The organism is Xenorhabdus griffiniae, from assembly GCF_001028135.1.
GTDB lineage: Bacteria > Pseudomonadota > Gammaproteobacteria > Enterobacterales > Enterobacteriaceae > Xenorhabdus > Xenorhabdus bakwenae.
Genome location: NZ_LDNM01000031.1, coordinates 38032 through 61588 on the forward strand (window position 1 = coordinate 38032; position 23557 = coordinate 61588).

21 protein-coding genes are annotated in these 23557 nt (G+C 45.6%); 14 read left to right on the forward strand and 7 right to left on the reverse strand.

Going from position 1 to position 23557, the window contains the following annotated elements; genetic code table 11:
* The first annotated feature begins 8 nt into the window (after positions 1-8).
* The 6 genes from mlaE (at position 9) to murA (ending at position 4038) form a co-directional block, all read left to right on the forward strand.
* Positions 9-791 (forward strand): lipid asymmetry maintenance ABC transporter permease subunit MlaE, encoded by a 783-nt coding sequence (gene mlaE / locus AAY47_RS08350; RefSeq protein ID WP_047768884.1) that lies wholly within the window; start codon positions 9-11, stop codon positions 789-791.
* 4 nt (positions 792-795) lie between these two features.
* Positions 796-1308, forward strand: a complete 513-nt coding sequence (gene mlaD / locus AAY47_RS08355; RefSeq protein ID WP_047768767.1) for an outer membrane lipid asymmetry maintenance protein MlaD — start codon at positions 796-798, stop codon at positions 1306-1308.
* 34 nt (positions 1309-1342) lie between these two features.
* Positions 1343-1972 carry a phospholipid-binding protein MlaC gene (gene mlaC / locus AAY47_RS08360; protein ID WP_047768768.1) on the forward strand — a complete coding sequence of 210 codons (630 nt, stop codon included), beginning with the start codon at positions 1343-1345 and terminating at the stop codon, positions 1970-1972.
* Position 1973: 1 nt separating this feature from the next.
* Positions 1974-2327 carry a lipid asymmetry maintenance protein MlaB gene (mlaB, locus tag AAY47_RS08365; RefSeq protein ID WP_047768770.1) on the forward strand — a complete coding sequence of 118 codons (354 nt, stop codon included), beginning with the start codon at positions 1974-1976 and terminating at the stop codon, positions 2325-2327.
* Positions 2328-2463: 136 nt separating this feature from the next.
* Complete coding sequence (ibaG, locus tag AAY47_RS08370) at positions 2464-2718, forward strand: BolA family iron metabolism protein IbaG (protein WP_047768772.1); 255 nt, start codon at positions 2464-2466, stop codon at positions 2716-2718.
* A 57-nt stretch (positions 2719-2775) separates the two neighbouring features.
* The gene (gene murA / locus AAY47_RS08375; RefSeq protein WP_047768774.1) at positions 2776-4038 is read left to right on the forward strand and encodes a UDP-N-acetylglucosamine 1-carboxyvinyltransferase; all 1263 of its coding nucleotides are present in this window, start codon (positions 2776-2778) and stop codon (positions 4036-4038) included.
* A 76-nt stretch (positions 4039-4114) separates the two neighbouring features.
* Here the strand turns inward: murA and degS are convergent, their stop codons facing one another.
* The 3 genes from degS to zapG all read right to left on the reverse strand — a co-directional run bounded on the left by degS (position 4115) and on the right by zapG (position 7343).
* Positions 4115-5176: an outer membrane-stress sensor serine endopeptidase DegS gene (degS, locus tag AAY47_RS08380; protein WP_047768776.1), complete on the reverse strand. Its 1062-nt coding sequence runs from the start codon at positions 5174-5176 to the stop codon at positions 4115-4117.
* An 89-nt stretch (positions 5177-5265) separates the two neighbouring features.
* Positions 5266-6645 carry a Do family serine endopeptidase gene (locus tag AAY47_RS08385; RefSeq protein WP_047768778.1) on the reverse strand — a complete coding sequence of 460 codons (1380 nt, stop codon included), beginning with the start codon at positions 6643-6645 and terminating at the stop codon, positions 5266-5268.
* A gap of 299 nt (positions 6646-6944) precedes the next feature.
* Positions 6945-7343 (reverse strand): Z-ring associated protein ZapG, encoded by a 399-nt coding sequence (gene zapG / locus AAY47_RS08390; RefSeq protein ID WP_047768780.1) that lies wholly within the window; start codon positions 7341-7343, stop codon positions 6945-6947.
* A gap of 351 nt (positions 7344-7694) precedes the next feature.
* Between zapG and zapE the strand changes: the two genes are divergently transcribed.
* The 5 genes from zapE (at position 7695) to sspB (ending at position 11467) form a co-directional block, all read left to right on the forward strand.
* Positions 7695-8822, forward strand: coding sequence for a cell division protein ZapE (gene zapE / locus AAY47_RS08395; protein WP_047768782.1), 1128 nt, complete (start codon positions 7695-7697; stop codon positions 8820-8822).
* 239 nt (positions 8823-9061) lie between these two features.
* Complete coding sequence (gene rplM / locus AAY47_RS08400) at positions 9062-9490, forward strand: 50S ribosomal protein L13 (protein WP_047768784.1); 429 nt, start codon at positions 9062-9064, stop codon at positions 9488-9490.
* 15 nt (positions 9491-9505) lie between these two features.
* Positions 9506-9898, forward strand: a complete 393-nt coding sequence (gene rpsI / locus AAY47_RS08405; protein ID WP_045959780.1) for a 30S ribosomal protein S9 — start codon at positions 9506-9508, stop codon at positions 9896-9898.
* 426 nt (positions 9899-10324) lie between these two features.
* Positions 10325-10966, forward strand: a complete 642-nt coding sequence (sspA, locus tag AAY47_RS08410; protein WP_047768787.1) for a stringent starvation protein SspA — start codon at positions 10325-10327, stop codon at positions 10964-10966.
* 3 nt (positions 10967-10969) lie between these two features.
* The gene (sspB, locus tag AAY47_RS08415) at positions 10970-11467 is read left to right on the forward strand and encodes a ClpXP protease specificity-enhancing factor (protein ID WP_047768789.1); all 498 of its coding nucleotides are present in this window, start codon (positions 10970-10972) and stop codon (positions 11465-11467) included.
* A 123-nt stretch (positions 11468-11590) separates the two neighbouring features.
* Here the strand turns inward: sspB and AAY47_RS08420 are convergent, their stop codons facing one another.
* The 3 genes from AAY47_RS08420 to gltB form a co-directional block, all read right to left on the reverse strand.
* Entirely contained in the window at positions 11591-12097 is a 507-nt protein-coding gene (locus tag AAY47_RS08420) for a hypothetical protein (protein WP_047768790.1), read from the reverse strand.
* Positions 12098-12411: 314 nt separating this feature from the next.
* Positions 12412-13830: an FAD-dependent oxidoreductase gene (locus AAY47_RS08425; RefSeq protein WP_047768791.1), complete on the reverse strand. Its 1419-nt coding sequence runs from the start codon at positions 13828-13830 to the stop codon at positions 12412-12414.
* A 10-nt stretch (positions 13831-13840) separates the two neighbouring features.
* The gene (gene gltB, locus AAY47_RS08430; protein WP_047768792.1) at positions 13841-18298 is read right to left on the reverse strand and encodes a glutamate synthase large subunit; all 4458 of its coding nucleotides are present in this window, start codon (positions 18296-18298) and stop codon (positions 13841-13843) included.
* A 671-nt stretch (positions 18299-18969) separates the two neighbouring features.
* On the opposite strand from gltB, the gene arcB reads away from it, so the two are divergent.
* The 3 genes from arcB (at position 18970) to mtgA (ending at position 22956) form a co-directional block, all read left to right on the forward strand.
* A complete protein-coding gene (gene arcB / locus AAY47_RS08435) occupies positions 18970-21312 on the forward strand; it encodes an aerobic respiration two-component sensor histidine kinase ArcB (protein ID WP_047768793.1) in 2343 nt (780 codons plus the stop codon).
* A gap of 236 nt (positions 21313-21548) precedes the next feature.
* Positions 21549-22202: an isoprenoid biosynthesis glyoxalase ElbB gene (gene elbB / locus AAY47_RS08440; protein WP_047768794.1), complete on the forward strand. Its 654-nt coding sequence runs from the start codon at positions 21549-21551 to the stop codon at positions 22200-22202.
* 4 nt (positions 22203-22206) lie between these two features.
* A complete protein-coding gene (gene mtgA / locus AAY47_RS08445; protein WP_047768796.1) occupies positions 22207-22956 on the forward strand; it encodes a monofunctional biosynthetic peptidoglycan transglycosylase in 750 nt (249 codons plus the stop codon).
* Positions 22957-22977: 21 nt separating this feature from the next.
* Here mtgA and dolP read toward each other — a convergent pair whose 3' ends face one another.
* Positions 22978-23553 (reverse strand): division/outer membrane stress-associated lipid-binding lipoprotein, encoded by a 576-nt coding sequence (gene dolP / locus AAY47_RS08450; RefSeq protein WP_047768798.1) that lies wholly within the window; start codon positions 23551-23553, stop codon positions 22978-22980.
* Positions 23554-23557 lie beyond the last annotated feature (4 nt).

The following is a 23557-nucleotide window of genomic DNA, read 5'->3' on the forward strand; positions in this document are numbered from 1 at the left end:
GAATGTTGATGTTAACACGGGCATTAGCCGCAATGGGCCGACGTACGATTGAGGTTACGGCTTCATTCGGACGTGCGGGCTTTATGCTGTTTAATGCAATCATTGGTAAGCCAGAACCAGCCAAACAATGGACACTATTGCGTCAGCAACTGTATAGCGTAGGTGTGCAGTCGCTTCTGATTATTGTGGTTTCAGGGCTGTTTATTGGCATGGTGTTGGCCTTACAGGGCTATCTGGTTTTAACCACATTTAGTGCGGAAGGCAGCCTTGGCATGATGGTGGCGTTATCACTACTACGTGAACTGGGACCTGTGGTGACTGCACTACTGTTTGCGGGGCGAGCGGGTTCAGCGTTGACCGCCGAAATTGGTTTGATGAAAGCCACTGAACAGATTTCCAGTCTGGAAATGATGGCGGTTGATCCGCTGCGCCGCGTTATTGCCCCGCGTTTTTGGGCTGGTTTTATCAGTCTGCCTTTACTCTCCTTGATCTTTGTGGCGGTGGGGATCTTGGGTGGCGCAATAGTCGGTGTGGATTGGAAAGGCATTGATGGGGGCTTTTTCTGGTCGTCCATGCAATCTGCGGTGGAATGGCAAAAAGATTTGCTCAACTGTTTTCTCAAGAGCGTGGCTTTTTCTATTACGGTAACCTGGATTGCACTGTTCAATGGTTATGACGCTATCCCAACATCGGAAGGGATCAGCAGGGCAACGACGCGCACGGTAGTTCATGCGTCGTTGGCGGTATTGGGTTTGGATTTTGTGCTGACAGCACTGATGTTTGGGAACTAATTCGATGCAAAGCAAGAAAAATGAAATTTGGGTGGGCGCTTTTGTCTTGATTGCGTTGGCTGCAATCGTATTTTTGTGCCTCAAAGTTGCAGATATCCGATCTTTCGGCAGCCAGCCAACTTATCGTGTATATGCCACATTTGACAATATTGGTGGTCTGAAAGTCCGTTCACCGGTGAAAGTTGGCGGGGTAGTTGTTGGTCGCGTGGAGAAAATCTGGCTGGATCACAAAACTTATACGCCACAAGTTGAATTGGATATTTTCACGCAATACGACAATATTCCAAATACCAGCTCGCTTTCTATCCGAACTTCAGGGTTACTGGGAGAGCAATATATTTCTCTCAATATCGGGTTTGATGACCCTGATTTAGGGACTGCCATGTTGAAAGATGGCGATCGTATTGAAGATACCAAGCCTGCGATGGTACTTGAAGATTTGATTGGACAGTTCTTGTATAAGAGTAGTAGCGGGAATCAAGGAAAATCCGCTTCGGCACCTGAACAAGCACATTAAGTTAGCAATCCACTGCTTAGGAGAAATAACACTTATGTTTAAGCGATTACTTATGATTGCATTGCTGGTGGTTGCGCCATTGGCCAGCGCTACAGATCAAACCAACCCCTACGCATTGATGAAAGATGCGGCGGAAAAAACGTTTAGCCATTTGAAGAGCGAGCAACCGAAAATTCAGGCTAATCCAGACGTTTTGCGCCAGATTGTGCGTCAAGAATTGCTGCCTTATGTACAGATAAAATATGCAGGAGCACTGGTTCTGGGACCTTACTACAAACAAGCCACACCGGAGCAGCGTGATGCTTATTTCAAGACGTTTGAATCCTATCTGGAGCAGGCATATGGTCAGGCCCTGGCGATGTATCACGGACAAGATTATCAGATTGCACCAGAACAGCCGTTGGGTGATAAGACGATAGTGGCCATTCGTGTCACGATTACCGATCCTAATGGACAGCCGCCAGTTCGTTTAGATTTTCAATGGCGTAAAAACAGTAAGACAGGTTATTGGCAGGCTTACGACATGATCGCAGAAGGTGTGAGCATGATCACAACCAAGCAGAATGAATGGGCGGATATCCTGCGTCAGAAAGGTATTGATGGCCTGACTGAACAATTAGCCATCAGCGCGAAAGCCCCGATCACGTTAGAAAAGAAAAAGTGATATGGAAAAAGCGACTTTTGATAACGGTATGATGAGTAACAAAAACGTCAATCAGAGAACCGTTAGCTGGGAAAAAGCGGGGAGTACTTTGTTTCTGCAAGGCACATTGGATCGTGATAGCTTGCTGCCTCTTTGGCAACAAAAAGAGCAAGCTCTGGGGGGCATTGACAATATTGATGTCTCCCAATTAAGCCGTGTGGATTCTACGGGGTTGGCTCTGTTCGTTCAATTAAAAGGAGAATGCCAGAAACGTGGCGGGACACTGACCTTTTCAGGTATAGGGGAACGCCTTGGCACGTTGATAGCGTTATATGGTTTGCAAGCGCTTCTTGACGAGGATCAGCCCAAAGCGTAATTCTTTTTTTGATCATCAGCGCCCTTGTAAGCCATCAACTTACAGGGGCGTTTTTCTTGGTTTAAGAGTTGCCTGTATTCCATTAGGATAGGCATCTACTATTATTTTAACGCTAAAGACGAGTGTGAGCAGATTTATGGATACAAATGAAATCAAAAGAGTGCTGATGGAAAAATTGGCACTTGATGACGTTATCGTCAGCGGTGACGGCAGCCACTTTCAGGTTATTGCCGTTGGCGCATTTTTTGATGGCCTGAGCCGAGTTAAACAACAGCAGGCTGTTTATGCTCCTTTGATGGAATACATCGCGGATAACCGCATTCACGCGTTGTCAATCAAAGCCTATACACCGGCACAGTGGCAGCGTGACCGTAAGCTTCAGGGACTTTGACGTTGTTTGCCTCGCCGCGAACAGCACACTTTGAATTAAATAAGAGAATCATGACAGATGGATAAATTTCGTGTGAAAGGGCCTGCCTGCCTGTCGGGAGAGGTGACTATTTCCGGGGCAAAAAATGCCGCCTTACCAATTATGTTCGCAGCGTTACTGGCAGAAGAGCCGGTTGAATTACAGAACGTTCCTGCATTGAGAGATATTGATACCACGATCAAATTGCTTAATCGTCTGGGGACAAAAGTGGAACGTAATGGTTCTGTTTTTATTGATGCCAGTGGAGTCAATGAATATTGTGCCCCTTATGAACTGGTTAAAACCATGCGAGCATCCATCTGGGCGTTGGGACCGTTGGTGGCGCGTTTCGGTCAGGGGCAGGTTTCTTTGCCAGGCGGCTGCGCTATTGGGGCGCGTCCTGTTGATCTCCATATTTCTGGTCTGGAGCAACTTGGTGCGAAAATCGTGCTGAATGAGGGGTATGTCAAAGCCACTGTAGATGGCCGTTTGAAAGGTGCCAGCATTGTGATGGATAAAGTCAGTGTGGGGGCAACGGTTACGATCATGACTGCCGCAACATTGGCGGAAGGCACAACCACCATTGAAAACGCTGCACGTGAACCTGAAATTGAAGATACGGCCAATTTTCTCAATACGCTGGGAGCAAAAATCAAAGGTGCAGGCACCGATCGCATTGTGATTGAGGGGGTTGAGCGTTTGGGGGGCGGTGTTCATCACATACTGCCTGATCGTATCGAAACCGGCACCTTCCTGGTTGCTGCGGCGGTTTCGCGCGGTAAGGTGATGTGTCGTCATGCGAAACCTGATACTTTGGATGCGGTTTTAGCCAAGCTGCGTGAAGCCGGGGCGGATATCAACGTGGGAGAGGATTGGGTTAGCCTTGATATGCATGGTCAGCGGCCGAAAGCAGTGACATTCCGCACGGCACCACATCCGGGTTTCCCAACTGATATGCAGGCGCAATTTAGCCTATTGAATCTGGTTGCAGATGGCGCAGGCATGATCACTGAAACCATTTTTGAAAATCGCTTCATGCATATCCCTGAGTTGATTCGCATGGGCGCACGGGCTGAAATTGAGAGCAACACCGTGCTGTGTCATGGTGTTGAAAAATTATCTGGTGCACAGGTAATGGCGACTGATTTGCGTGCTTCTGCGAGCTTAGTATTAGCGGGTTGCATTGCGGAAGGAACGACAGTCGTAGACCGTATTTATCATATTGACCGTGGTTACGAACATATTGAAGATAAGCTGCGTGGTCTTGGGGCAAATATTGAGCGTATAAAGGCGGCTGATTAAACGGAACTAGATATTTTTTCTCGCCCACATTGTGGGTGAGAAAATAATGGGTGAGGAAATAATGGGCGAGGAAAGATTAGTAGCCATCAAACTCATCGATTGTGACGTTAAGGGTGAGATAAGCGCCATCGCGTAGCACAGTGACAGGAACAACACTGCCCGGACGAATTTCCGCAACTTTATCCATCGTTTCCACCGGTGAGATGGCTGGCTGATGATTAACGCGGGTAATGATGTCCCCCACTTTGATCCCCGCTTTTTCAGCCGGGCCGTTGGGTGCAATCTGGAAAACGCGCAACCCCTGAATTTGATTGATATGACTGCCTGATGAGCGAATATAGGGTAACTCTCTGGCGGTGATGCCTATATATCCCCTGATAACCCGGCCATCACGGATCAATTTCTGCATAATGGTAGTAGCCAGTTTTGTTGGAATGGCAAATCCCAGTCCTTCCGGTGTTGAACCAAACTCAGACTTATCGAACGTCAATGTATTGATGCCGACTAATTCGCCTAGCGTATTGACCAAAGCGCCCCCGGAGTTGCCTTGGTTAATTGACGCGTCTGTTTGCAGGAAATTCTGGCGCCGTGTTGGGCTAAGGCCGACGCGCCCGGTTGCACTGATAATGCCTTGTGTGATGGTTTGTCCCAAATTGTACGGATTACCGATAGCCAATACGATATCCCCTACGTGAGCCATTCGCTTAGGATTAATGGGGATCACAGGCAGGTTTTTGGCATTGATTTTTAAAACTGCCAGATCCGTAGGGCCATCTGAACCGACTAACAGTGCTTCATAAAAGCGCCCGTCTTGCAAGGCGACAATAATGGACGCTGCCTTATTGATAACATGCCGATTAGTGAGAATATAGCCTTGTTCACTCATAATGACACCGGAACCCAAAGGAAGCAGTTCCCGGCTTTCATGGGAAAAACTCCCCATGCTGCTGCTGTAAATATTGACTACCGCAGGAGCAGCCCGGCGGACTGCTTTGCTGAAACTGGATATTTTATCGTTGCTGTTGTTATCGCTCAGGAAATTTTTTAAGCCGCTGGGACGCAGGGACGGTATAGCGACCAGCAAAATAGCGGCAATCAATAAGCCTATGAGTATAGAGCGTACTAACTTGATCAGCATGACATTATTCAGAATAGTAATTGATTGAAAGAAGAATAGCATAGAAGTGGACAGACACAGCATCATACTGCGTCTGTCGTGGGTATAGGTTAATTACGCAGTAAGAGATAAACATTATCGTCACCACGTAAGACGTTCAGTGCGATAATAGTCGGCTTCTCCTCAGTGATCTTGCGTAATTCGCTGATATTTCGGACACGTACATTGTTGGCACCAACAATCAAGTCATCCTTCTGCAAACCTGATATAGCAGCAGGGGAGTTCGGGGTAATCGAATCCACTTTGATGCCTTGAGTATTTTTCAGGGTGGCATTACTCAGGGTTGCGCCTTGCAGGGCAATACTCAAGTTTTCTGCTTTCGTTGGCTCTTCATCACTGTTATCCAGTGTAACGGTGACTTCAAGTGGCTTCCCTTTACGCAGCAGACCAATTGTGACTTCTTTACCTGGAGCGGTTGTACCCACCTTCGCACGCAGTTCAGCAAAGCTATTAATTTTCTTGCCATCAAAGGAGATTAGGACATCCCCTGGTTTGATACCCGCTTTAGCTGCGGCCGATTTAGGCATAACTTCGCTGACAAATGTCCCCTGTTGTGCTTCAACATTGAGTGCTTTAGCGATGTCTGCCGTCATCTCGGTTCCTTTGATCCCGAGTATGCCGCGTTTGACTTCGCCATGAGAAATAAGCTGAGCGGAAAGGACCTTAGCCATATTACTTGGGATGGCAAAACCGATACCGACGTTACCCCCGCTTGGGGCAAGGATGGCAGTGTTAATACCGATCAGTTCGCCTTTCAGGTTAATCAATGCACCACCAGAATTACCGCGATTAATTGGGGCATCGGTCTGGATAAAGTTTTCCAACCCTTCCAGATTCAGGCCGCTGCGACCAAGAGCAGAAATGATCCCAGATGTGACGGTTTGCCCCAGGCCAAATGGGTTACCGATGGCAATCGCATAATCTCCGACGCGCAGTTGATCAGAGTCAGCAAACTTAATGGCAGTCAGGTTTTTGGCATCTTTCAATTGTAAAAGAGCAATGTCAGTTTGTGGATCACGCCCAAGGAGTTTTGCTGAGTATTCACGGCCATCATTTAATTGAACGCGTATTTTATTTGCATTATTAATGACATGACTATTGGTCAATACATAACCTTTACTGGCATCAATAATCACCCCAGAGCCTAACCCTGTGAATGGACGTTTCCTGGGTTCTTGCGGAGGAAAAGCCGGCCCGAAGAAGAACTGGAAATCTTCAGGTAATTGGAGCTGTTGGCTTTGTACTTCTGTACCTGAAACATGAACAGTGACAACAGAAGGCAGCACTTTTTCCAGCATGGGAGCGAGACTGGGGGATCCTTGAGAGGCCATCGCAGCAGGTAGGGCTGCATGACTTACCATTGGAATTGAAGCCAAAGACAGTCCGATACTAATAGCGAGTGCGCTGAACAATGTATTTTTTATTTTCATGAATACGTTCTCTTAATACCTAAGCTAGAAAAGGAAATTGTGCTTAAGAGACCTATCCTGTCAAGGCTTTGCTACCTTGGAAATCACTTATTCCCAGGGGTTAGACAGGCCTTAAGCATCATTGTTTCAATGCTGTTATGACTCTCAATTATTCAGCAAAGTTCACTAATAAAGTCGTTTCAATACGCTTCTTTACAGGCATTTACGTGAATTAAAAATAAAAACCAAAAATTTTCCCATTGGCTGAAGGGGACTCAAGGGGCCGTGGTAGCGATTATTACCACGGCAAAGTGCATTAATTATTTATCTTGGTTCGGGCGGAGTAGACCAGATGCACCCTCAGAATAATCCCGGGGAGGCGTGTTAGCAGTCACTTTATTTTTCTCAGTTTCGGATTCGCTTAGACGATAATTGAAAGGATTATCCTGTACTGGCATATTGGGCATCAGTTCATTGGAACTTTTAGCCATGTGCTGATACAACTGACGGTAATCGCGTGCCATATTGTCAAGTAATTCAGCGCTACGGGCGAAATGGCTGACCAGCTCTTTGCGGTATTCTTCCAATTCAGACCGATTTTTCTCCAATTCAGCCTGTAGGGCATTTTGTTGGCGTAGTTTTGAGCTGCCAAAGCGGACAGCCAGTGCGCCGACGATAAAACCGATGATTAATCCGATCAGGGCATATTCCCAAGTCATGGCAACTCCTTTAGTCACATCGTTATTCTGCAATATTGTTTCTGCAATGTTCTTCGAGCGTTATCCCATTAGGTCATTCTGTTTGCAAGGGTAGACAACTATTGGGATAGGCTCTTGGTTCATGATGATCACTATAACCGTTAATTTAGTCAGAGTGGAATATTGATTATTAATTAATTTATTTATCTGTAATCTGATAGATATATTTTATACAGATTTACCAAAGTATGCAGGTAAAAATTCTTATCCAAAAGCAGATCTCTCAATTCACATCAGTGAGAATTGGCATCGTTCTTATTGGTAAATTACGATACGTACTGAGAATAAAAAACTTTAAGGATTGTCTTTTTCATGTCACCGATTACACCTTCATCTCTCTATCAATCAGCATTGTCTGAGGGGCAGTATCAACCTGACGAAGTACAGCGCAAGACGGTTGAACGCCTTGATCTTATTCATCGCGATCTTATCAATGCTCAACCGCGCCATACTTCGCAAGCCAGTGGACTGAAAGGCGTATTGAGCAAATTGTTTAGTCGGCAAACTTCTGCGCAATTCCGCCCTGTGCAGGGGCTTTATATGTGGGGCGGTGTCGGGCGTGGCAAAACATGGCTGATGGATATGTTTTACCAGAGTTTACCCACTGAGCGGAAACTGCGTCTCCATTTCCACCGTTTCATGTTACGGGTACACGAAGAGTTAACCGCGTTACAAGGCCATGAAGATCCTTTAGAGATCATTGCTGATGGTTTCAAGGCACAGACGGATATACTCTGTTTTGATGAGTTTTTTGTCTCTGACATTACGGATGCCATGCTCCTCGGCACATTGCTGGAGGCCCTATTTGCCCGGGGAATTGCTTTGGTGGCGACATCCAATATCCCGCCTGATGCGTTATACCGGAATGGATTGCAGCGCACTCGATTTCTGCCAGCCATTGCGCAGATCAAAAAATATTGTGATGTGATGAATGTCGATGCCGGTATCGACTATCGCCTACGCACTCTGACACCGGCTCATCTCTATCTGACGCCATTATCAGAGGAGAATCGACAGGAGATGCGTCATATGTTTCTGCGTTTGGCCGGGCAAGAAGGGGAGCCGAATCCAATATTGGTGATCAATCATCGCAATATGCCCGTCATCAGGAGTGTTGATGGGATATTGGCAATCCATTTCAGAACATTGTGTGAAGATCCGCGCAGTCAACGGGACTATATTGCTTTGTCGAAGCTTTATCATTCTGTTTTGTTACACGATATGCCGATTATGACAACATTGAATGAAAATGCGGCGCGGCGCTTTATCGCGCTGGTGGATGAATTCTATGAGCGTCAGGTGAAACTTATCATTAATGCTGACGCGCCAATGGAACAGATTTATCAAGGTGAGTTGTTGACCTTTGAATATCAACGTTGCCTCTCCCGGTTGCAGGAAATGCAAAGTGAGGAATACCTGAAACTTCCACATTTACCCTGATTCCTTTGCTCTTTGGGATAATTATTGAATTTGGGGTCGATTTTTTATGATGAGTTCTCTATAATCTTGCGACCCCACGTTACAGCAGGATTTTTTATTTCCCAAAAAACTTGCATTAGTGCCGGCATAGGCTATTCGAAGGGGTAGGTTTGCTGGACATGAGTCGTGTGAACCTCAAAAAAACAGTTTCTGAACATCGAGTGTTCACCAACGTGTAACTTATAATTGGGTAAGCTTTAATGAAAACTTTTACAGCTAAACCAGAAACCGTACAACGCGACTGGTATGTTGTTGACGCAGATGGCAAAACTTTGGGCCGTCTTGCAACTGAAGTGGCTAGTCGCCTGCGCGGCAAGCACAAAGCGGAATACACTCCGCACGTTGATACTGGTGATTACATCATTATTGTTAACGCAGAAAAAGTTGCTGTCACTGGCAACAAACGTTCTGACAAAATTTATTATCACCACACTGGTCACATCGGTGGTATCAAGCAAGCGACCTTTGAAGAGATGATTGCCCGCCGTCCTGAGCGTGTCATTGAAATCGCGGTTAAAGGCATGCTGCCAAAAGGGCCACTGGGTCGTGCAATGTACCGTAAACTGAAAGTTTACGCGGGCAGCGAGCACAACCACGCGGCACAGCAACCACAAGTTCTGGACATTTAATCGGGATTATAGGCAATGGCTGAAAATCAATACTACGGCACTGGTCGCCGCAAAAGCTCTTCCGCTCGTGTCTTCATTAAGCCAGGTAGCGGTAACATCGTAATCAACCAACGCAGCCTCGAAGTTTATTTCGGTCGTGAAACTGCACGTATGGTTGTTCGTCAGCCACTTGAGCTGGTTGATATGCTGAACAAACTGGATCTGTACATCACTGTTAAAGGTGGTGGTATTTCTGGTCAGGCAGGCGCAATCCGTCACGGTATCACCCGTGCACTGATGGCTTATGACGAGACTCTGCGTTCTGAACTTCGCAAAGCTGGCTTCGTTACCCGCGATGCCCGTGAAGTTGAACGTAAAAAAGTGGGTCTGCGCAAAGCACGTCGTCGTCCACAGTTCTCCAAACGTTAATTTATTGCCACAACTGTGGCAGTGGGTTAAAGTTAAAAGCCCGTCATTTTATGGCGGGTTTTTTATTCCTTCCGGCTTTTCACTCTCCGATAATTCGCTATTTTTGGCAAAAAAAGAGCATTTTTGAGAAATAAATTCCCAGACTCTAATATTTCATCATTAATTCTCAATGTACTTCCCCACAAAATGGGCAAAATCTGGTAGACTAGTAACAATTTTTTGCCTTATCCATGAGTTTGCCCGATTTGGCAGAGGTAAAAATACCCCAAGATATTTTCTTGTTACAGCCAATAAAGCAGTCACTGGAAGATAAAGGGGGATAACCTCGGATAATAAGCGCGAAACAGGATGAGAATATGAGCGAGAATAGCCGCTGTTCATTGAAGGGCTGTTCGTTCCTTTTTTTAGATAAACTTGGAGGTTTTCATGGCTGTCGCTGCCAACAAACGTTCGGTAATGACTCTGTTTTCCGGCCCGACCGACATTTTTAGCCATCAAGTAAGAATTGTATTGGCGGAAAAAGGGGTCAGCGTAGAGATTGAACACGTTGAAGCAGGTAATTTGCCCCAGGATTTGATTGATTTAAATCCTTACCAATCTGTTCCTACTCTCGTTGATCGTGAGCTGGCCCTGTATGATTCTCGCATCATTATGGAATATCTGGATGAACGTTTTCCACATCCACCACTCATGCCTGTGTATCCTGTCGCACGAGGCTCCAGTCGTATGATGATGCATAGAATTGAAAAAGACTGGTATTCCCTGATGTACAAAATTCAGGAAGGGAGTGTTCAGGAAGCGAATGCTGCACGTAAACAGCTTGCTGAAGAATTACTGGCGATTGGGCCAATTTTCAGAGAAATGCCGTTCTTCATGAGTGAAGAGTTCAGCTTGGTGGATTGTTATTTATCTCCACTGTTGTGGCGTTTGCCTGTCTTGGGTGTTGAGTTGTCAGGACCTGGCGCCAAAGATCTTCAAGTCTATATGCAGCGTGTATTTGAACGTGACGCATTTTTGGCTTCGTTGACGGAAGTAGAACGTGAAATGCGTTTACAATCACGGAGTTAATATATGGAGATGACTCAAATGTCTCCACGCCGCCCCTATCTACTGCGGGCGCATTATGAATGGCTGTTGGATAATGACATGACCCCCCATATTGTTGTGGATGCTAACTTTTATGGCGTTAACGTCCCGATGGAATATGCACAAAATGGGCAAATTATCTTGAATATCTCACCGAGAGCAGTTGGCAATTTGCAATTGACGAACGATGAAGTGAGATTTAATGCCCGATTTGGTGGTGTTGGTCGTCAAGTGACTGTTCCAATGGCGGCTGTGATTGCGGTTTATGCCCGTGAAAATGGCGCGGGAATGATGTTTGAGCCAGAATTCGCCTATAATGTGGACAATACTGAGTCAGAAGAAACGGACATGCCAGTAGCGGATAATTTGGTGCATATCCATAATAGTAAGCATGATAGGAAAGCTGCTCACGACGATGATTCGCCAGATGATGAACCTCCTCAACCGCCAAAAGGCCGCCCAACCTTACGCGTCGTAAAATAATTGTTCAAAGCTCATACCCAATAGATTTCAAGTTGTAGTCAGCAAGGCCGCAGCTTGAAAGGTGAAAGGGATTCATGAGAAATAAAGGAGACATTGATCTCCTTTATTTTTAGCAAATTAGTGCTACATATAACTAAGCGATTTCTCAAATTGCCATAGACAGGTTTCGATATTATATTGGTTTTCTCCCCTGTTAGATTTCTCCATAGCTCTGAGGCTATCTATCATTTTCTTGGTAAATGATTTCTGTTGGCTCACTCCTCTGATCGTTGGCGGCATGTTGCAGATATCCGTGAATGAGGGGGTGCTATGTGATTTCGTCAGTGATAATACTTCTACGGGATTTTCAATTAAAGCAACTGATAAAGCATGAATAATTTGCTGGGAAAATTCTGGATGAATATTAGGATATAGCTTAAAGGCAACTTGCAGCCATTGCTTATCACCAGTCGCAATATTCTGGATAATTTTGTCTTGTTTATATTCTGCGTTTATCTCTGCCACAACAGAATTGACTCCTCTTTCTTGTACTTGTTGCATAATTTCGGCGGGAGTAGAGAATCTGGCAACTGAGGGCAAGCTTGCTGAGGATATAAAAGAGAAGAAGAGTATCTGGGAAAGTAAGCGCATATATTTCTACCTATTATTATCACTTTAATGATTTTTTATTTCATATCTATTTAATCAGTTTTGTTAAGCCATTTTCTCTTCGAAAAAAATAAACCTTATTGCTGTATTACGGCATTGCACTATGGCTGTATTGCTATAATGAGCAGGAGACTAAATCGATATATTTGACTTTAGAATATAAGAATAGTCGCATAAATCTCAAAAATACAAGTAATCTGGTAGTAAAAGAAAATAAAAAAATGACAGTATTTTTATACCGGGGGAACTTCTCCGATTAAAAAATCGGAGAAGTTATTAGAAAAAAGAATGGAATATTAGACTTTAAGATAGTCGAGGATACCGAAAGCAGCTTTTCTGCCTTCATCAATGGCGGTTACTACCAAGTCAGAACCACGTACAGCATCCCCGCCTGCGAATATTTTAGGATTACTGGTCTGAAAAGGCAGATCACTGGATTCAGGCGCGATAATACGACCTTTTTGATCGATCCTGACTTGATGTTCATCCAGCCAGTTCATAGTGTGAGGCTTGAAACCAAATGCCATGATCACTGCATCGGTCTCTATCAAAAATTCGGAACCTTGAATAATCTCAGCCTGACGACGGCCTTTTTCATCTATGGCACTCAGCTGTGTTTTCACCACCTTGACCCCACAAACCCGTCCTGCACCATTAATCTCAATGCTAATGGGTTGCAGGTTAAAACGAAACTCTACACCTTCTTCTTTCGCATTTTTTACTTCACGACGGGAACCGGGCATATTTTCCTCATTTCGCCGATAGGCGCAGATAACACGGGCTGCACCCTGGCGAATCGAAGTACGGACGCAGTCCATTGCTGTATCACCGCCGCCCAATACCAGAACCCGTTTACCCTTCATATCAACATAAGGCTGCTCAGGCAGAGACGGATAACCCATCAAATGACGGGTGTTGGCGATTAAAAAAGGTAAGGCGTCATATACCCCGTCAGCGTTTTCGTTCTCCAGTCCACCGTGGATGGATTGATAAGTCCCCACCCCAAGAAATACGCCATCAAATTCTTTGGTGAGTTCAGCCAGAGTGACATCTTGGCCTATCTCTATGTTTAAACGGAATTCGATCCCCATCCCAGAAAATATTTCACGGCGGCGAATGATCACCTCTTTTTCTAGTTTAAAGGCGGGAATGCCAAATGTGAGCAAGCCCCCAATTTCAGGATGGCGATCGTAGACCACCACTTGTACGCCATGACGCGTCAGGACATCTGCACAGGCTAATCCTGCCGGTCCTGCCCCAACCACGGCGACACGTTTACCGGTTGGGATGACATGCGACATATCCGGTTTCCAGCCCATCGCAATAGCCGTGTCATTAATATAACGTTCAATGTTACCGATAGTGACGGCCCCGAAATCATCATTGAGGGTACAAGCACCTTCACACAGGCGATCTTGCGGACAGACTCGCCCACAGACTTCCGGCAAGCTGTTGGTCTGGTGTGATAATTCCGCTGCTTCGATGATGCGTCCTTCATTGGCGAGTTTCAGCCAGTTTGGAATGTAGTTATGTACGGGACATTTCCACTCACAGTATGGGTTACCACAAGAGAGACAGCGATCTGCTTGTGCCTGTGACTGAATTTCAGAAAAGGGTTCATAAATCTCAACAAATTCTATTTTTCTGATTTTCAACGATTTCTTAGGAGGATCGACACGTTGTAAGTCGATAAATTGATAAACATTCTGACTCATGATTCGCTCCTTACTGTGCCTGAACCCGCAATTCGGCGGAAGAACGGCTACGGTGCCCCAACAACGCACTGACATCACTGGATTTAGGTTTAACCAAAGCAAACTTATTGACCCACTGAGACCAATTTTCCAATAGGCTTTCACCGTGTTGAGAGTTTGTCAGACGGACATGTTCGGTGATTAATCCCCGGAGATGCTCTTTATGAATGGCAAGGGTATCCATTGAGAGAACGTCTACCAGTTCTGGATTGACGCGTTTGCGGAAGTCATCAAATTCATCAAGGACGTAAGCAAATCCCCCTGTCATACCTGCACCAAAATTTACGCCAGTGCTGCCCAGAACACAGACGATCCCGCCAGTCATATATTCACAACCATTGTCGCCGATCCCCTCAATAACGGTGATGGCACCTGAATTACGTACTGCGAAGCGTTCACCGGCACGTCCGGCAGCAAAGAGTTTCCCGCCTGTTGCCCCATAAAGGCAGGTATTACCGATAATAGTGGCTTCGTGACTTTTAAATGCCGAGCCGGCAGGAGGAAGGATGGTAATACAGCCGCCAGCCATACCCTTACCGACATAATCATTGGCATCGCCAATTAAAGTCAGTTCAACACCGGCAGCATTCCAGACGCCAAAACTTTGCCCGGCTGTTCCATTGAAATGCAGTTTGACCGGGTCGGCAGCGCACCCTTGATCGCCATACCGAGCCGCAATCTCACCGGAGAGAGAGGCACCAACAGAGCGATCGGTATTTTGGATATCAAAATAGAACGCCTTGCTTTGCGCGTTTTCTACATAAGGCATAGCTTTGGCGACGATCAATTTATTTAGCGTACCAGGGTCAAAAGGCGGATTCCCTTCCGTGCAATGCAGCGCTTTGCCGGTATGAGGTTCCACCGTTTCCAGCAATGGTCCGAGATTGAGCTTGCTTTGCTTGGCAGAAATTCCCTCAAGTATTTCCAGCAAGTCTGTGCGTCCAATCAAATCGGTCAGTCTTTTTACCCCTAATTGCGCCATCAGTTCACGTGTTTCCTGCGCGATAAAGTGGAAATAGTGAATGACTCTTTCTGGCAAGCCGTGATAGTGAGATTGGCGTAATTTTTCATCTTGTGTAGCGACACCTGTGGCACAGTTATTTAAGTGGCAGATGCGCAAATATTTACAGCCGAGAGCAACCATTGGGCCAGTGCCGAAACCGAAACTTTCAGCGCCTAAAATAGCCGCTTTGATGATATCCATCCCTGTTTTCAGGCCACCGTCAACCTGGAGGCGGATTTTATGGCGTAGCCCATTGGCAACCAGCGCCTGTTGGGTTTCCACCAGCCCTAATTCCCACGGGCAACCCGCGTATTTGACAGAAGAGAGCGGGCTGGCACCTGTTCCGCCATCATAACCGGCGATGGTGATTAGGTCGGCATAAGCTTTGGCGACACCGGTGGCAATGGTTCCCACGCCAGGCTCTGAAACCAGTTTGACGGAGATCAGCGCCTGCGGATTCACCTGTTTAAGATCGAAAATCAATTGAGCCAGATCTTCGATTGAATAAATATCATGATGTGGCGGCGGAGAAATCAGGGTAACGCCGGGAACGGAGTAGCGCAATTTGGCAATATAAGGCGTTACCTTATCTCCCGGTAATTGACCGCCTTCCCCGGGTTTTGCACCTTGGGCGATTTTTATCTGGATCACATCGGCACTGGCTAAGTAGGCGGGGGTAACGCCAAATCTGCCGGAAGCAACTTGCTTAATGCGGGAAACTTTCTTGGTACGATAACGTGCGGGATCTTCGCCACCTTCTCCCGAGTTGGAAAACCCCCCTAACGTATTCATTGCCTCTGCCAGCGCCTCATGAGCTTCAGGGCTGAGTGCGCCAATTGACATTGCGGCGGTATCAAACCGTTTGAACAGTGCTTCTGCGGATTCAACATCTGCAATATCGATGGGATCACCTTTAGGCGCAAGGGCAAGCAGATCCCGCAAGGTGGTGATAGGGCGCCCGTTGACCCGTTCGGAATATTTCAGGTAATCACGGTAATTACCACTGTGAACGGCGGCCTGCAATGTGCTGACAACATCGGGGTTATAAGCGTGATACTCCCCATTATGGACATATTTCAGCAGTCCCCCTTGATCGATGGCGTGGCGATGCAGCCATGCCCGTTTGGCAAGATTACGCAGATCTTGTTCAAAATCGCTGAAATCTGCGCCCCCAATACGACTGACAACACCATTGAAGCAGAGGTCTGTCACATCCCGGTGCAAACCAACGGCTTCGAACAACTTAGAGCAGCGATAAGAAGAAATGGTGGAGATGCCCATTTTGGACATAATTTTATACAGCCCTTTATTAATGCCATTGCGATAATTAAGCATTATGCGGGCATATGGCGCACTGATGGTGCCATCATCCACCATTTTCCCCAGTGATTCATAGGCCAAATAAGGGTAAACAGCGGTAGCGCCAAAACCCATCAAGACCGCAAAATGGTGCGGATCACGTGCACTGGCGGTTTCTACAATCAAGTTGGTATCGCAGCGCAGGTTTTTCTCAACCAGGCAGTGCTGGATAGCACCGACCGCCATTGGCGCAGGAATGGGGATCTTTTCTGGTGTAATATTGCGATCGGATAGTATCAACAATACTGCCCCATTGCGGGCGAGTTCCTCAGCCCTTTCACATAAAGCGAAGACAGCCCGTTTCAGCGTGATTTCCTGTGGATTGAAGGTCAAATCCAACGTGTCAGCGCGATAATAGGATTCCTGCCGTGTTGTCAGTTGCACGAAATCAGAATAGAGCAGGACGGGCGATTGAAAGCACAACCGATGAGCCTGCCCTTCCGCTTCACAAAAAACATTCATTTCCCGCCCAATGCGGGTAGCCAGAGACATCACATGAGCTTCACGTAATGGATCGATAGGAGGATTGGTCACTTGGGCGAATTGCTGGCGAAAATAGTCGTAGATAATGCGCGGGCGGCTGGAAAGCACAGCAAATGGTGTGTCATCGCCCATTGAACCGGTCGCTTCTTGCGCATTTTCACCGAGGGTACGGATAACTTGATCCAGTTCCTCATTACTGTAGGCAAACTGCTTGTGATAAGTCACCAACAGGTGATCATCTAATTCTCGCTGTCCGACCTGTGCTTGTGGCAACTCTTCAAACGGTATCAAACGCTTGACGTTTTTCTCCAGCCATTCTTTATAAGGGTGGCGGCTTTTCAGATCATTGTCAGTTTCCGCTGAGTGGAGAATACGCCCTTCATAGGTATCGATAACCATTAACTCACCTGGCCCAACACGGCCTTTCTCGACGACTTCATCGGGTTGGTAATCCCAAATACCGATTTCAGAAGCACAGGTAATCAGCTTATCTTTGGTAATCACATAGCGGGCAGGGCGTAAGCCATTGCGATCTAAATTACAGGCGGCATAACGCCCATCAGAAATAACGATGCCGGCCGGTCCATCCCAGGGTTCCATGTGCATGGAATTAAAATCGAAAAATGCACGCAGATCATCATCCATATCAGGATTATTCTGCCACGCCGGTGGAACGAGCAAACGCATTGCGCGGATTAAATCCATACCGCCATTGAGAAACAGTTCCAGCATGTTATCCAGTGAACTGGAATCGGAACCTGTTTCATTAACAAAAGGTGCCGCAGTATGTAAATCCGGGATCAACGGCGTGCGGAACTTATAGGCCCGCGCTTTAGCCCATTCACGGTTTCCCGTAATGGTATTGATTTCCCCATTGTGAGCCAGATAGCGAAAGGGTTGTGCCAGCGGCCAGCGGGGAATGGTATTGGTTGAAAAGCGCTGATGGAATAAACAGATGGCAGATTCCATGCGCAGGTCAGCCAAATCGGGGTAGAAATGTGGTAAATCCGCAGCCATGCACAACCCTTTATAAATCGTGACCAGATTGGACAGGCTGCAAATATAAAAGTCGTTATCGGTAATACGTTTTTCTATGCGACGTCGAGAAACGAACAGGCGGCGTTCCAGATCTTGCGCTCGCCATCCGGCGGGGGCGTTGATAAAAACTTGCTCAATACGAGGAAGGCTTGATAAGGCAATATCACCTAAGATATCGTGATTGATAGGAACTTCCCGCCAACCCACAATGGACAGGGTTTCGTGTTGTAATTCCTGTTCGATAATATCACGGCATAATTGAGCGATTTCGGCATCCTGGCTTAGAAACAACATGCCGACAGCATAATTTTTAGCGAGCCGCCATGATTGCTCGCGGGCGATCATTTGGAAGAAACGGTCTGGTTTTTGCATTAACAAACCACAGCCATCACCTGTTTTTCCATCCGCTAGAATTGCCCCCCTGTGTTGCATCCGGGCCAGTGCATGTATGGCTGTGCGCACCACCTTGTGGCTTGGTTCTCCTTCAATATGTGCGATTAATCCAAAGCCACAGTTATCTTTTTCCTGCAATCTGTCATATAACATTGTAAAGCTCCCCAAGTTCTGTCCGGCTCTCACATCACTCACGAGAGGGGATCGATATATATTTTTTCTACAGGCGTCTAATTTGCGCCCTCAATAAAACACCACTTGTTTTATTGGCATTAACAAGCGGTGAATCAAAATGATGTTATGTTCTCTACCTATCACTGCATAAATATGAGTCAGAGGATCATCTGACAGGTGATTTTCAGCGAATTCCCAACTTAACGGTAAAAGCAGAGTTGGTCAAATCGTGTTAAATAGCGTTTTTTATTGATGATTTTCATTTATTTTTTTGATTTTTATGAGTAAATGGCGATTTTTTGTATTTTGTGACTAAGATCATTCCGCTTAAATGATGTGAGTTATATCACTAAAATCACCACACTATCTATTTTAGATATGCTTTAAAATAGATCCATATCGATATTTTATTCTTATTTTTTTGCTTGAATTGGATTTATATTGTGTATTTTTTAACTTGCAAGAAGAAGTGATTGGTTGTTTTTTCATCTAAAAAAGAGCGCTGAAATTTTATTGCATAATTATTCTTATTATTTTCATTTTTATTCTTTGTGAGAGGTTGAAGGTCATATCCCGTAACGACGTTGGGACTTTTTACGTTATGATTCAATCTAGTCACTTTACTGGAAAAGATTTTACTGGGAGTTGTTATGAAGCTGATTCGGGGGCTTGCCCAATATTATGTAGATTTGATGATGAAGCTGGGGCTGGTGCGTTTTTCTATATTACTTGCATCAGCTTTAGTTATTCTTGCGATGGCGATGCAGATGGCGGTGACATTTGTACTGCATGGAGAAGTGCAGGGTATTGATTTAATTCGCTCCATTTTTTTTGGTTTGTTAATTACCCCCTGGGCGGTTTATTTTCTCTCTATCGTCGTAGAACAACTTGAAGAATCCCGCCAGCGGTTATCGAGTCTGGTCGCAAAACTTGAAGAAATGCGCCAGCGTGATGCGAAATTAAACCTGCAACTCAAAGAAAACATCGACCAATTGAACCAGGAGATTAGTGACAGGGAGAAGGCGGAAAAAGCCCATTTGGTTTTGTTGGATAAACTCAAATTGGAAATGGAGCAGCGTGAAAAAACCCAGATTGAGCTTGAGCAGCAATCGGTGCTATTGCGTTCATTTCTGGATGCTTCCCCGGATCTGGTTTATTACCGCAATGAAGATAATGAATTTTCCGGTTGTAACAGGGCGATGGAATTGCTGACGGGCAAAAGCGAAAAACAGCTCATCGGCCTGACGCCGACCGATGTTTACGATAAAGAAATTGCCAGCAAGGTGATGGAAACCGATGAAAAAGTATTTCGCCACAATGTATCCCTGACCTATGAGCAATGGTTAGTTTACCCCGATGGACGTAAAGCCTGTTTTGAACTCAGGAAAGTCCCTTTTTATGATCGCGTTGGCAAGCGACATGGGTTAATGGGGTTTGGGCGCGATATAACGGAGCGTAAACGCTATCAGGATGCATTGGAGAACGCCAGCAGGGATAAGACGACGTTTATCTCTACGATTAGCCATGAGCTTCGTACGCCTTTAAATGGCATTGTGGGCTTGAGCCGAATTCTGATGGATACCGACTTAACCCCAGAACAATGTAAGTACCTGGAAACAATCCATGTCAGCGCTATTACATTGGGTAATATTTTCAATGATATTATCGAGTTAGATAAAATTGAGCGTCGAAAAGTCCAACTTGATAACCAACCCGTTGATTTCACCGGCTTTATAACAGATTTAGAAAATATTTCCGCTTTATTGGCGCAGCCGAAGGGCATTAAATTTGTTCTGGAGCCTGAACTGCCACTCCCCGCAAAAGTGCTGACTGATGGAACCCGTTTGCGCCAGATTTTGTGGAACCTGATTAGTAATGCCGTGAAATTTACGCCTGAAGGCGAAATTAAGGTTCGTATCTGGCGTGAAGCAGAAGAGGAACGCCTATTCTTTGAAGTGACGGATTCCGGCATTGGTATTCCTCTTGACGAGTTGGAAAAAATTTTTGCTATGTATTATCAGGTTAAAGACAGCGCTGGTGGGTGTCCTGCAACCGGAACGGGGATTGGCCTTGCTGTTTCGAAGCGTCTTGCCCTAAGCATGGGAGGGGACATTGTGGTGAAAAGTACGTCAGGCAAAGGTTCTTGCTTTACCTTGTCTGTCGTGGCGCCAGCCATTGGTGAATACCCGGAAGGGAAGGCTGAACAGGATACTATGCCATTGCCAGCGCTCAATATCTTACTGGTAGAAGATATTGAATTGAACGTCATTGTCGCCCGTTCTGTTCTGGAGAAATTGGGGAACAGTGTGGATGTTGCTATGAATGGCTATGATGCACTGGCCATGTTTGATCCTGATGAATATGACTTAGTGTTACTGGATATCCAATTGCCGGATATGACGGGGCTGGATATTGCCCGTCAATTGCACCAGCGTTATTCCTCCCAATTCTTGCCCCCTTTGATCGCGCTGACGGCTAATGTATTAAAGGATAAAAAAGAATACCTTGATGCGGGCATGGATGATGTGCTCAATAAGCCGTTATCTGTCAAGGCGTTGACTGCCGTGATAGAAAAATATTGGGGCAAGGGTTCTGAATCTGACACTGCCTTAGTGGACGTTGAGCTTGTGACTCAGGATGAAGGACGGCTGGATACGGAGATGCTTAATCAATATATCGAATTGGTTGGGCCACAAATGATCACAGACAATCTGGTTATTTTTGAAACCATGATGCCAAATTATCTTGCTTTGCTGGACTCCAATATGACCGCCAGAGATCAAAAAGGCATTACGGAAGAGGCGCATAAAATCAAAGGTGCGGCGGGTTCAGTCGGGTTACGCCATTTGCAGCAATTAGCTCAACAGATTCAGTCACCGGATTTACCGGCGTGGTGGGATAATGTTCAGGAATGGGTGGATGAGTTAAAGTTAGAATGGAAGCAAGATATAGAAATATTAAGAAATTGGTTATCAGGCGTTACAAAAAAATAACCCCAACCGAAGTTGGGGTGCGCTAATACTGCGCCAACACCAGGGAAATCTGTTTACCCGCTTATCTGAGGTTTGTTTTCGATGCGAGTCATTAAAGGATTCTTTTACACAGAACACAAGTACCAACATAGCAAAGATAAGATTTTTTGTTACAAGATTCATTAAAATCTGTGATGAAGATTGGTGTTTAACCCTCTAAGGGGTTAAGCATTAATCTACTACAAAGGGAGAGAAATATGAAATCTGTTGCCATTATATTCAGTGGATGTGGAGTGTACGATGGAAGTGAAATTCACGAATCAGTTCTCACTATGCTCTCTTTAAGCCGTCTTGGCGCCGAAATGTCTTTTTTTTCGCCTGATGAGATGCAACATCATGTTATTAACCACCTTAACGGGGAAGAGAAACAAGAAAGACGCTACATAATGGAAGAGTCGGCCCGTATAACACGGGGAAATATACAACCTTTATCCAAAGTTAATATTGATGAGTTGGATGCGCTTATTATTCCTGGTGGGTTTGGCGCAGCCAAGAATTTATGTGATTTCGCATTTAAAGGATCGGATTGCGAAATAAATAAAGAATTGTTAAGTATAGTGCAAAATATGCACCGTCAAGGCAAGCCAATGGGGTTTATATGCATTGCGCCGGTTATGGTATCTAAAATATTAGGCAAACCGATAAAAGTCACCATCGGCAATGATCCAGAAACTGCGGCTCAAATAGCGAAGATGGGTGGGGTACATGTTGAGTGTCCGGTTGATGATATTGTCATTGATTTTGAAAACAAAATTGTAACAACGCCCGCTTATATGCTCGCAGAATCTTTGGCGCAGGCAGAAAAAGGAATTGATAAGTTGGTGAGAAAAATATTGGAAATGATTGAGTAATCGGATGAGAAATCCTTTTTCAATATTGTGGCGCTGGCTGAAAAGAATTGTCGTGTCGATCACGGTTTTGTGGTTCGTTGCTGTAATTGCCTTTTCATTTTTGCCAGTGCCGTTTTCTATGGTGATGATAGAAAGACAAGTCACCGCCTTAATATCAATTAATTTGTCTTATATTTCTCGTTCCTCATGGAGGGATCAGGATCACATTTCACCTTATATGACGTTAGCCGTTATTGCAGCGGAAGATCAAAAATTCCCAAAACATTGGGGATTTGATTTTGAGGCTATCGAAACTGCTATGGCGTATAACAAAAAATATGAGAAACGAATTCGGGGAGCATCGACAATTTCCCAGCAAGCAACCAAAAATTTATTTCTATGGGAAGGACGCAGTTGGGTAAGAAAAGGATTAGAAGCGGGAATGACTGCTGTACTTGAATTACTCTGGTCAAAGCAACGTATTTTAACGGTCTATCTCAATATTGCTGAGTTCGGCAACGGTATTTTCGGCGTTGAGGAAGCGGCCCAACATTACTTTGGCAAGCCGGCCTGCCGATTGACAGCTACCGAATCCGCATTGCTTGCTGCTGTATTGCCAAACCCTCATCGTTATAAAGTGCATACGCCTTCCAGGTATGTATTACAACGCCAGCAATGGATCTTGCGACAAATGCAGTTAATGGGAGGCGTGAATTACTTAAAGCAAAATAAGTTAGGATGGGCGTTGAATACATGTGGGGCTGGGCGGCATTGATTAATGCCGCCTTGATGGTTTTCAGTTGAGGTAGGTAAATGCTGTTGTCACCCGTTTTACGCCGCTAGTTTCGCTGGCGATTTTTGCAGCCGCAGCTCCCTCTTGTTGCGTGACAATGCCAAACAAAAAGACTTCACCATCCTCTGTCACCACTTTGATGCTGGATGATCTCACCGCATCACTGGTTAAAATTTGGGAACGCACTTTGGTCGTCAACCAGGCATCAGCGGAGGCCGTCGCCAATGTCACGGGACTGGCTTGACGGATCTCGTTATATACCACATCAGTACCTTCAACCTTTGCCGCAATCTGTTTTGCCCGTTCAGCCAGAGTCGTATTGGGGCTTTGTCCGGTTAAAAGGATCTTGCCTTGATACACAGTCACTGACACACGGGCTTGTGCCTTAATTTGTGGATCCTTGCTGATGGCATTGCTGACACGGGCTTCCAGCGTGGTATCGTCTACTTGCTGCCCAATAGTTCGCGGATCTGAACCTGCTTTTGTGGCAATCGCCGCAGAACCTACGACGGCGGCACCAATACACCCTTGTAATAGTATTGCACTGAAACAGACCAATAATAGAGAAAATAACCGCATTAGC

Bases quoted from the DNA above. Each gene is read 5' to 3' on its own strand.
- mlaE (WP_047768884.1), top strand. From the start codon at position 9: ATGTTAACACGGGCATTAGCCGCAATGGGCCGACGTACGATTGAGGTT.
- mlaD (WP_047768767.1), top strand. From the start codon at position 796: ATGCAAAGCAAGAAAAATGAAATTTGGGTGGGCGCTTTTGTCTTGATT.
- mlaC (WP_047768768.1), top strand. From the start codon at position 1,343: ATGTTTAAGCGATTACTTATGATTGCATTGCTGGTGGTTGCGCCATTG.
- mlaB (WP_047768770.1), top strand. From the start codon at position 1,974: ATGGAAAAAGCGACTTTTGATAACGGTATGATGAGTAACAAAAACGTC.
- ibaG (WP_047768772.1), top strand. From the start codon at position 2,464: ATGGATACAAATGAAATCAAAAGAGTGCTGATGGAAAAATTGGCACTT.
- murA (WP_047768774.1), top strand. From the start codon at position 2,776: ATGGATAAATTTCGTGTGAAAGGGCCTGCCTGCCTGTCGGGAGAGGTG.
- degS (WP_047768776.1), bottom strand. From the start codon at position 5,176: ATGCTGATCAAGTTAGTACGCTCTATACTCATAGGCTTATTGATTGCC.
- AAY47_RS08385 (WP_047768778.1), bottom strand. From the start codon at position 6,645: ATGAAAATAAAAAATACATTGTTCAGCGCACTCGCTATTAGTATCGGA.
- zapG (WP_047768780.1), bottom strand. From the start codon at position 7,343: ATGACTTGGGAATATGCCCTGATCGGATTAATCATCGGTTTTATCGTC.
- zapE (WP_047768782.1), top strand. From the start codon at position 7,695: ATGTCACCGATTACACCTTCATCTCTCTATCAATCAGCATTGTCTGAG.
- rplM (WP_047768784.1), top strand. From the start codon at position 9,062: ATGAAAACTTTTACAGCTAAACCAGAAACCGTACAACGCGACTGGTAT.
- rpsI (WP_045959780.1), top strand. From the start codon at position 9,506: ATGGCTGAAAATCAATACTACGGCACTGGTCGCCGCAAAAGCTCTTCC.
- sspA (WP_047768787.1), top strand. From the start codon at position 10,325: ATGGCTGTCGCTGCCAACAAACGTTCGGTAATGACTCTGTTTTCCGGC.
- sspB (WP_047768789.1), top strand. From the start codon at position 10,970: ATGGAGATGACTCAAATGTCTCCACGCCGCCCCTATCTACTGCGGGCG.
- AAY47_RS08420 (WP_047768790.1), bottom strand. From the start codon at position 12,097: ATGCGCTTACTTTCCCAGATACTCTTCTTCTCTTTTATATCCTCAGCA.
- AAY47_RS08425 (WP_047768791.1), bottom strand. From the start codon at position 13,830: ATGAGTCAGAATGTTTATCAATTTATCGACTTACAACGTGTCGATCCT.
- gltB (WP_047768792.1), bottom strand. From the start codon at position 18,298: ATGTTATATGACAGATTGCAGGAAAAAGATAACTGTGGCTTTGGATTA.
- arcB (WP_047768793.1), top strand. From the start codon at position 18,970: ATGAAGCTGATTCGGGGGCTTGCCCAATATTATGTAGATTTGATGATG.
- elbB (WP_047768794.1), top strand. From the start codon at position 21,549: ATGAAATCTGTTGCCATTATATTCAGTGGATGTGGAGTGTACGATGGA.
- mtgA (WP_047768796.1), top strand. From the start codon at position 22,207: ATGAGAAATCCTTTTTCAATATTGTGGCGCTGGCTGAAAAGAATTGTC.
- dolP (WP_047768798.1), bottom strand. From the start codon at position 23,553: ATGCGGTTATTTTCTCTATTATTGGTCTGTTTCAGTGCAATACTATTA.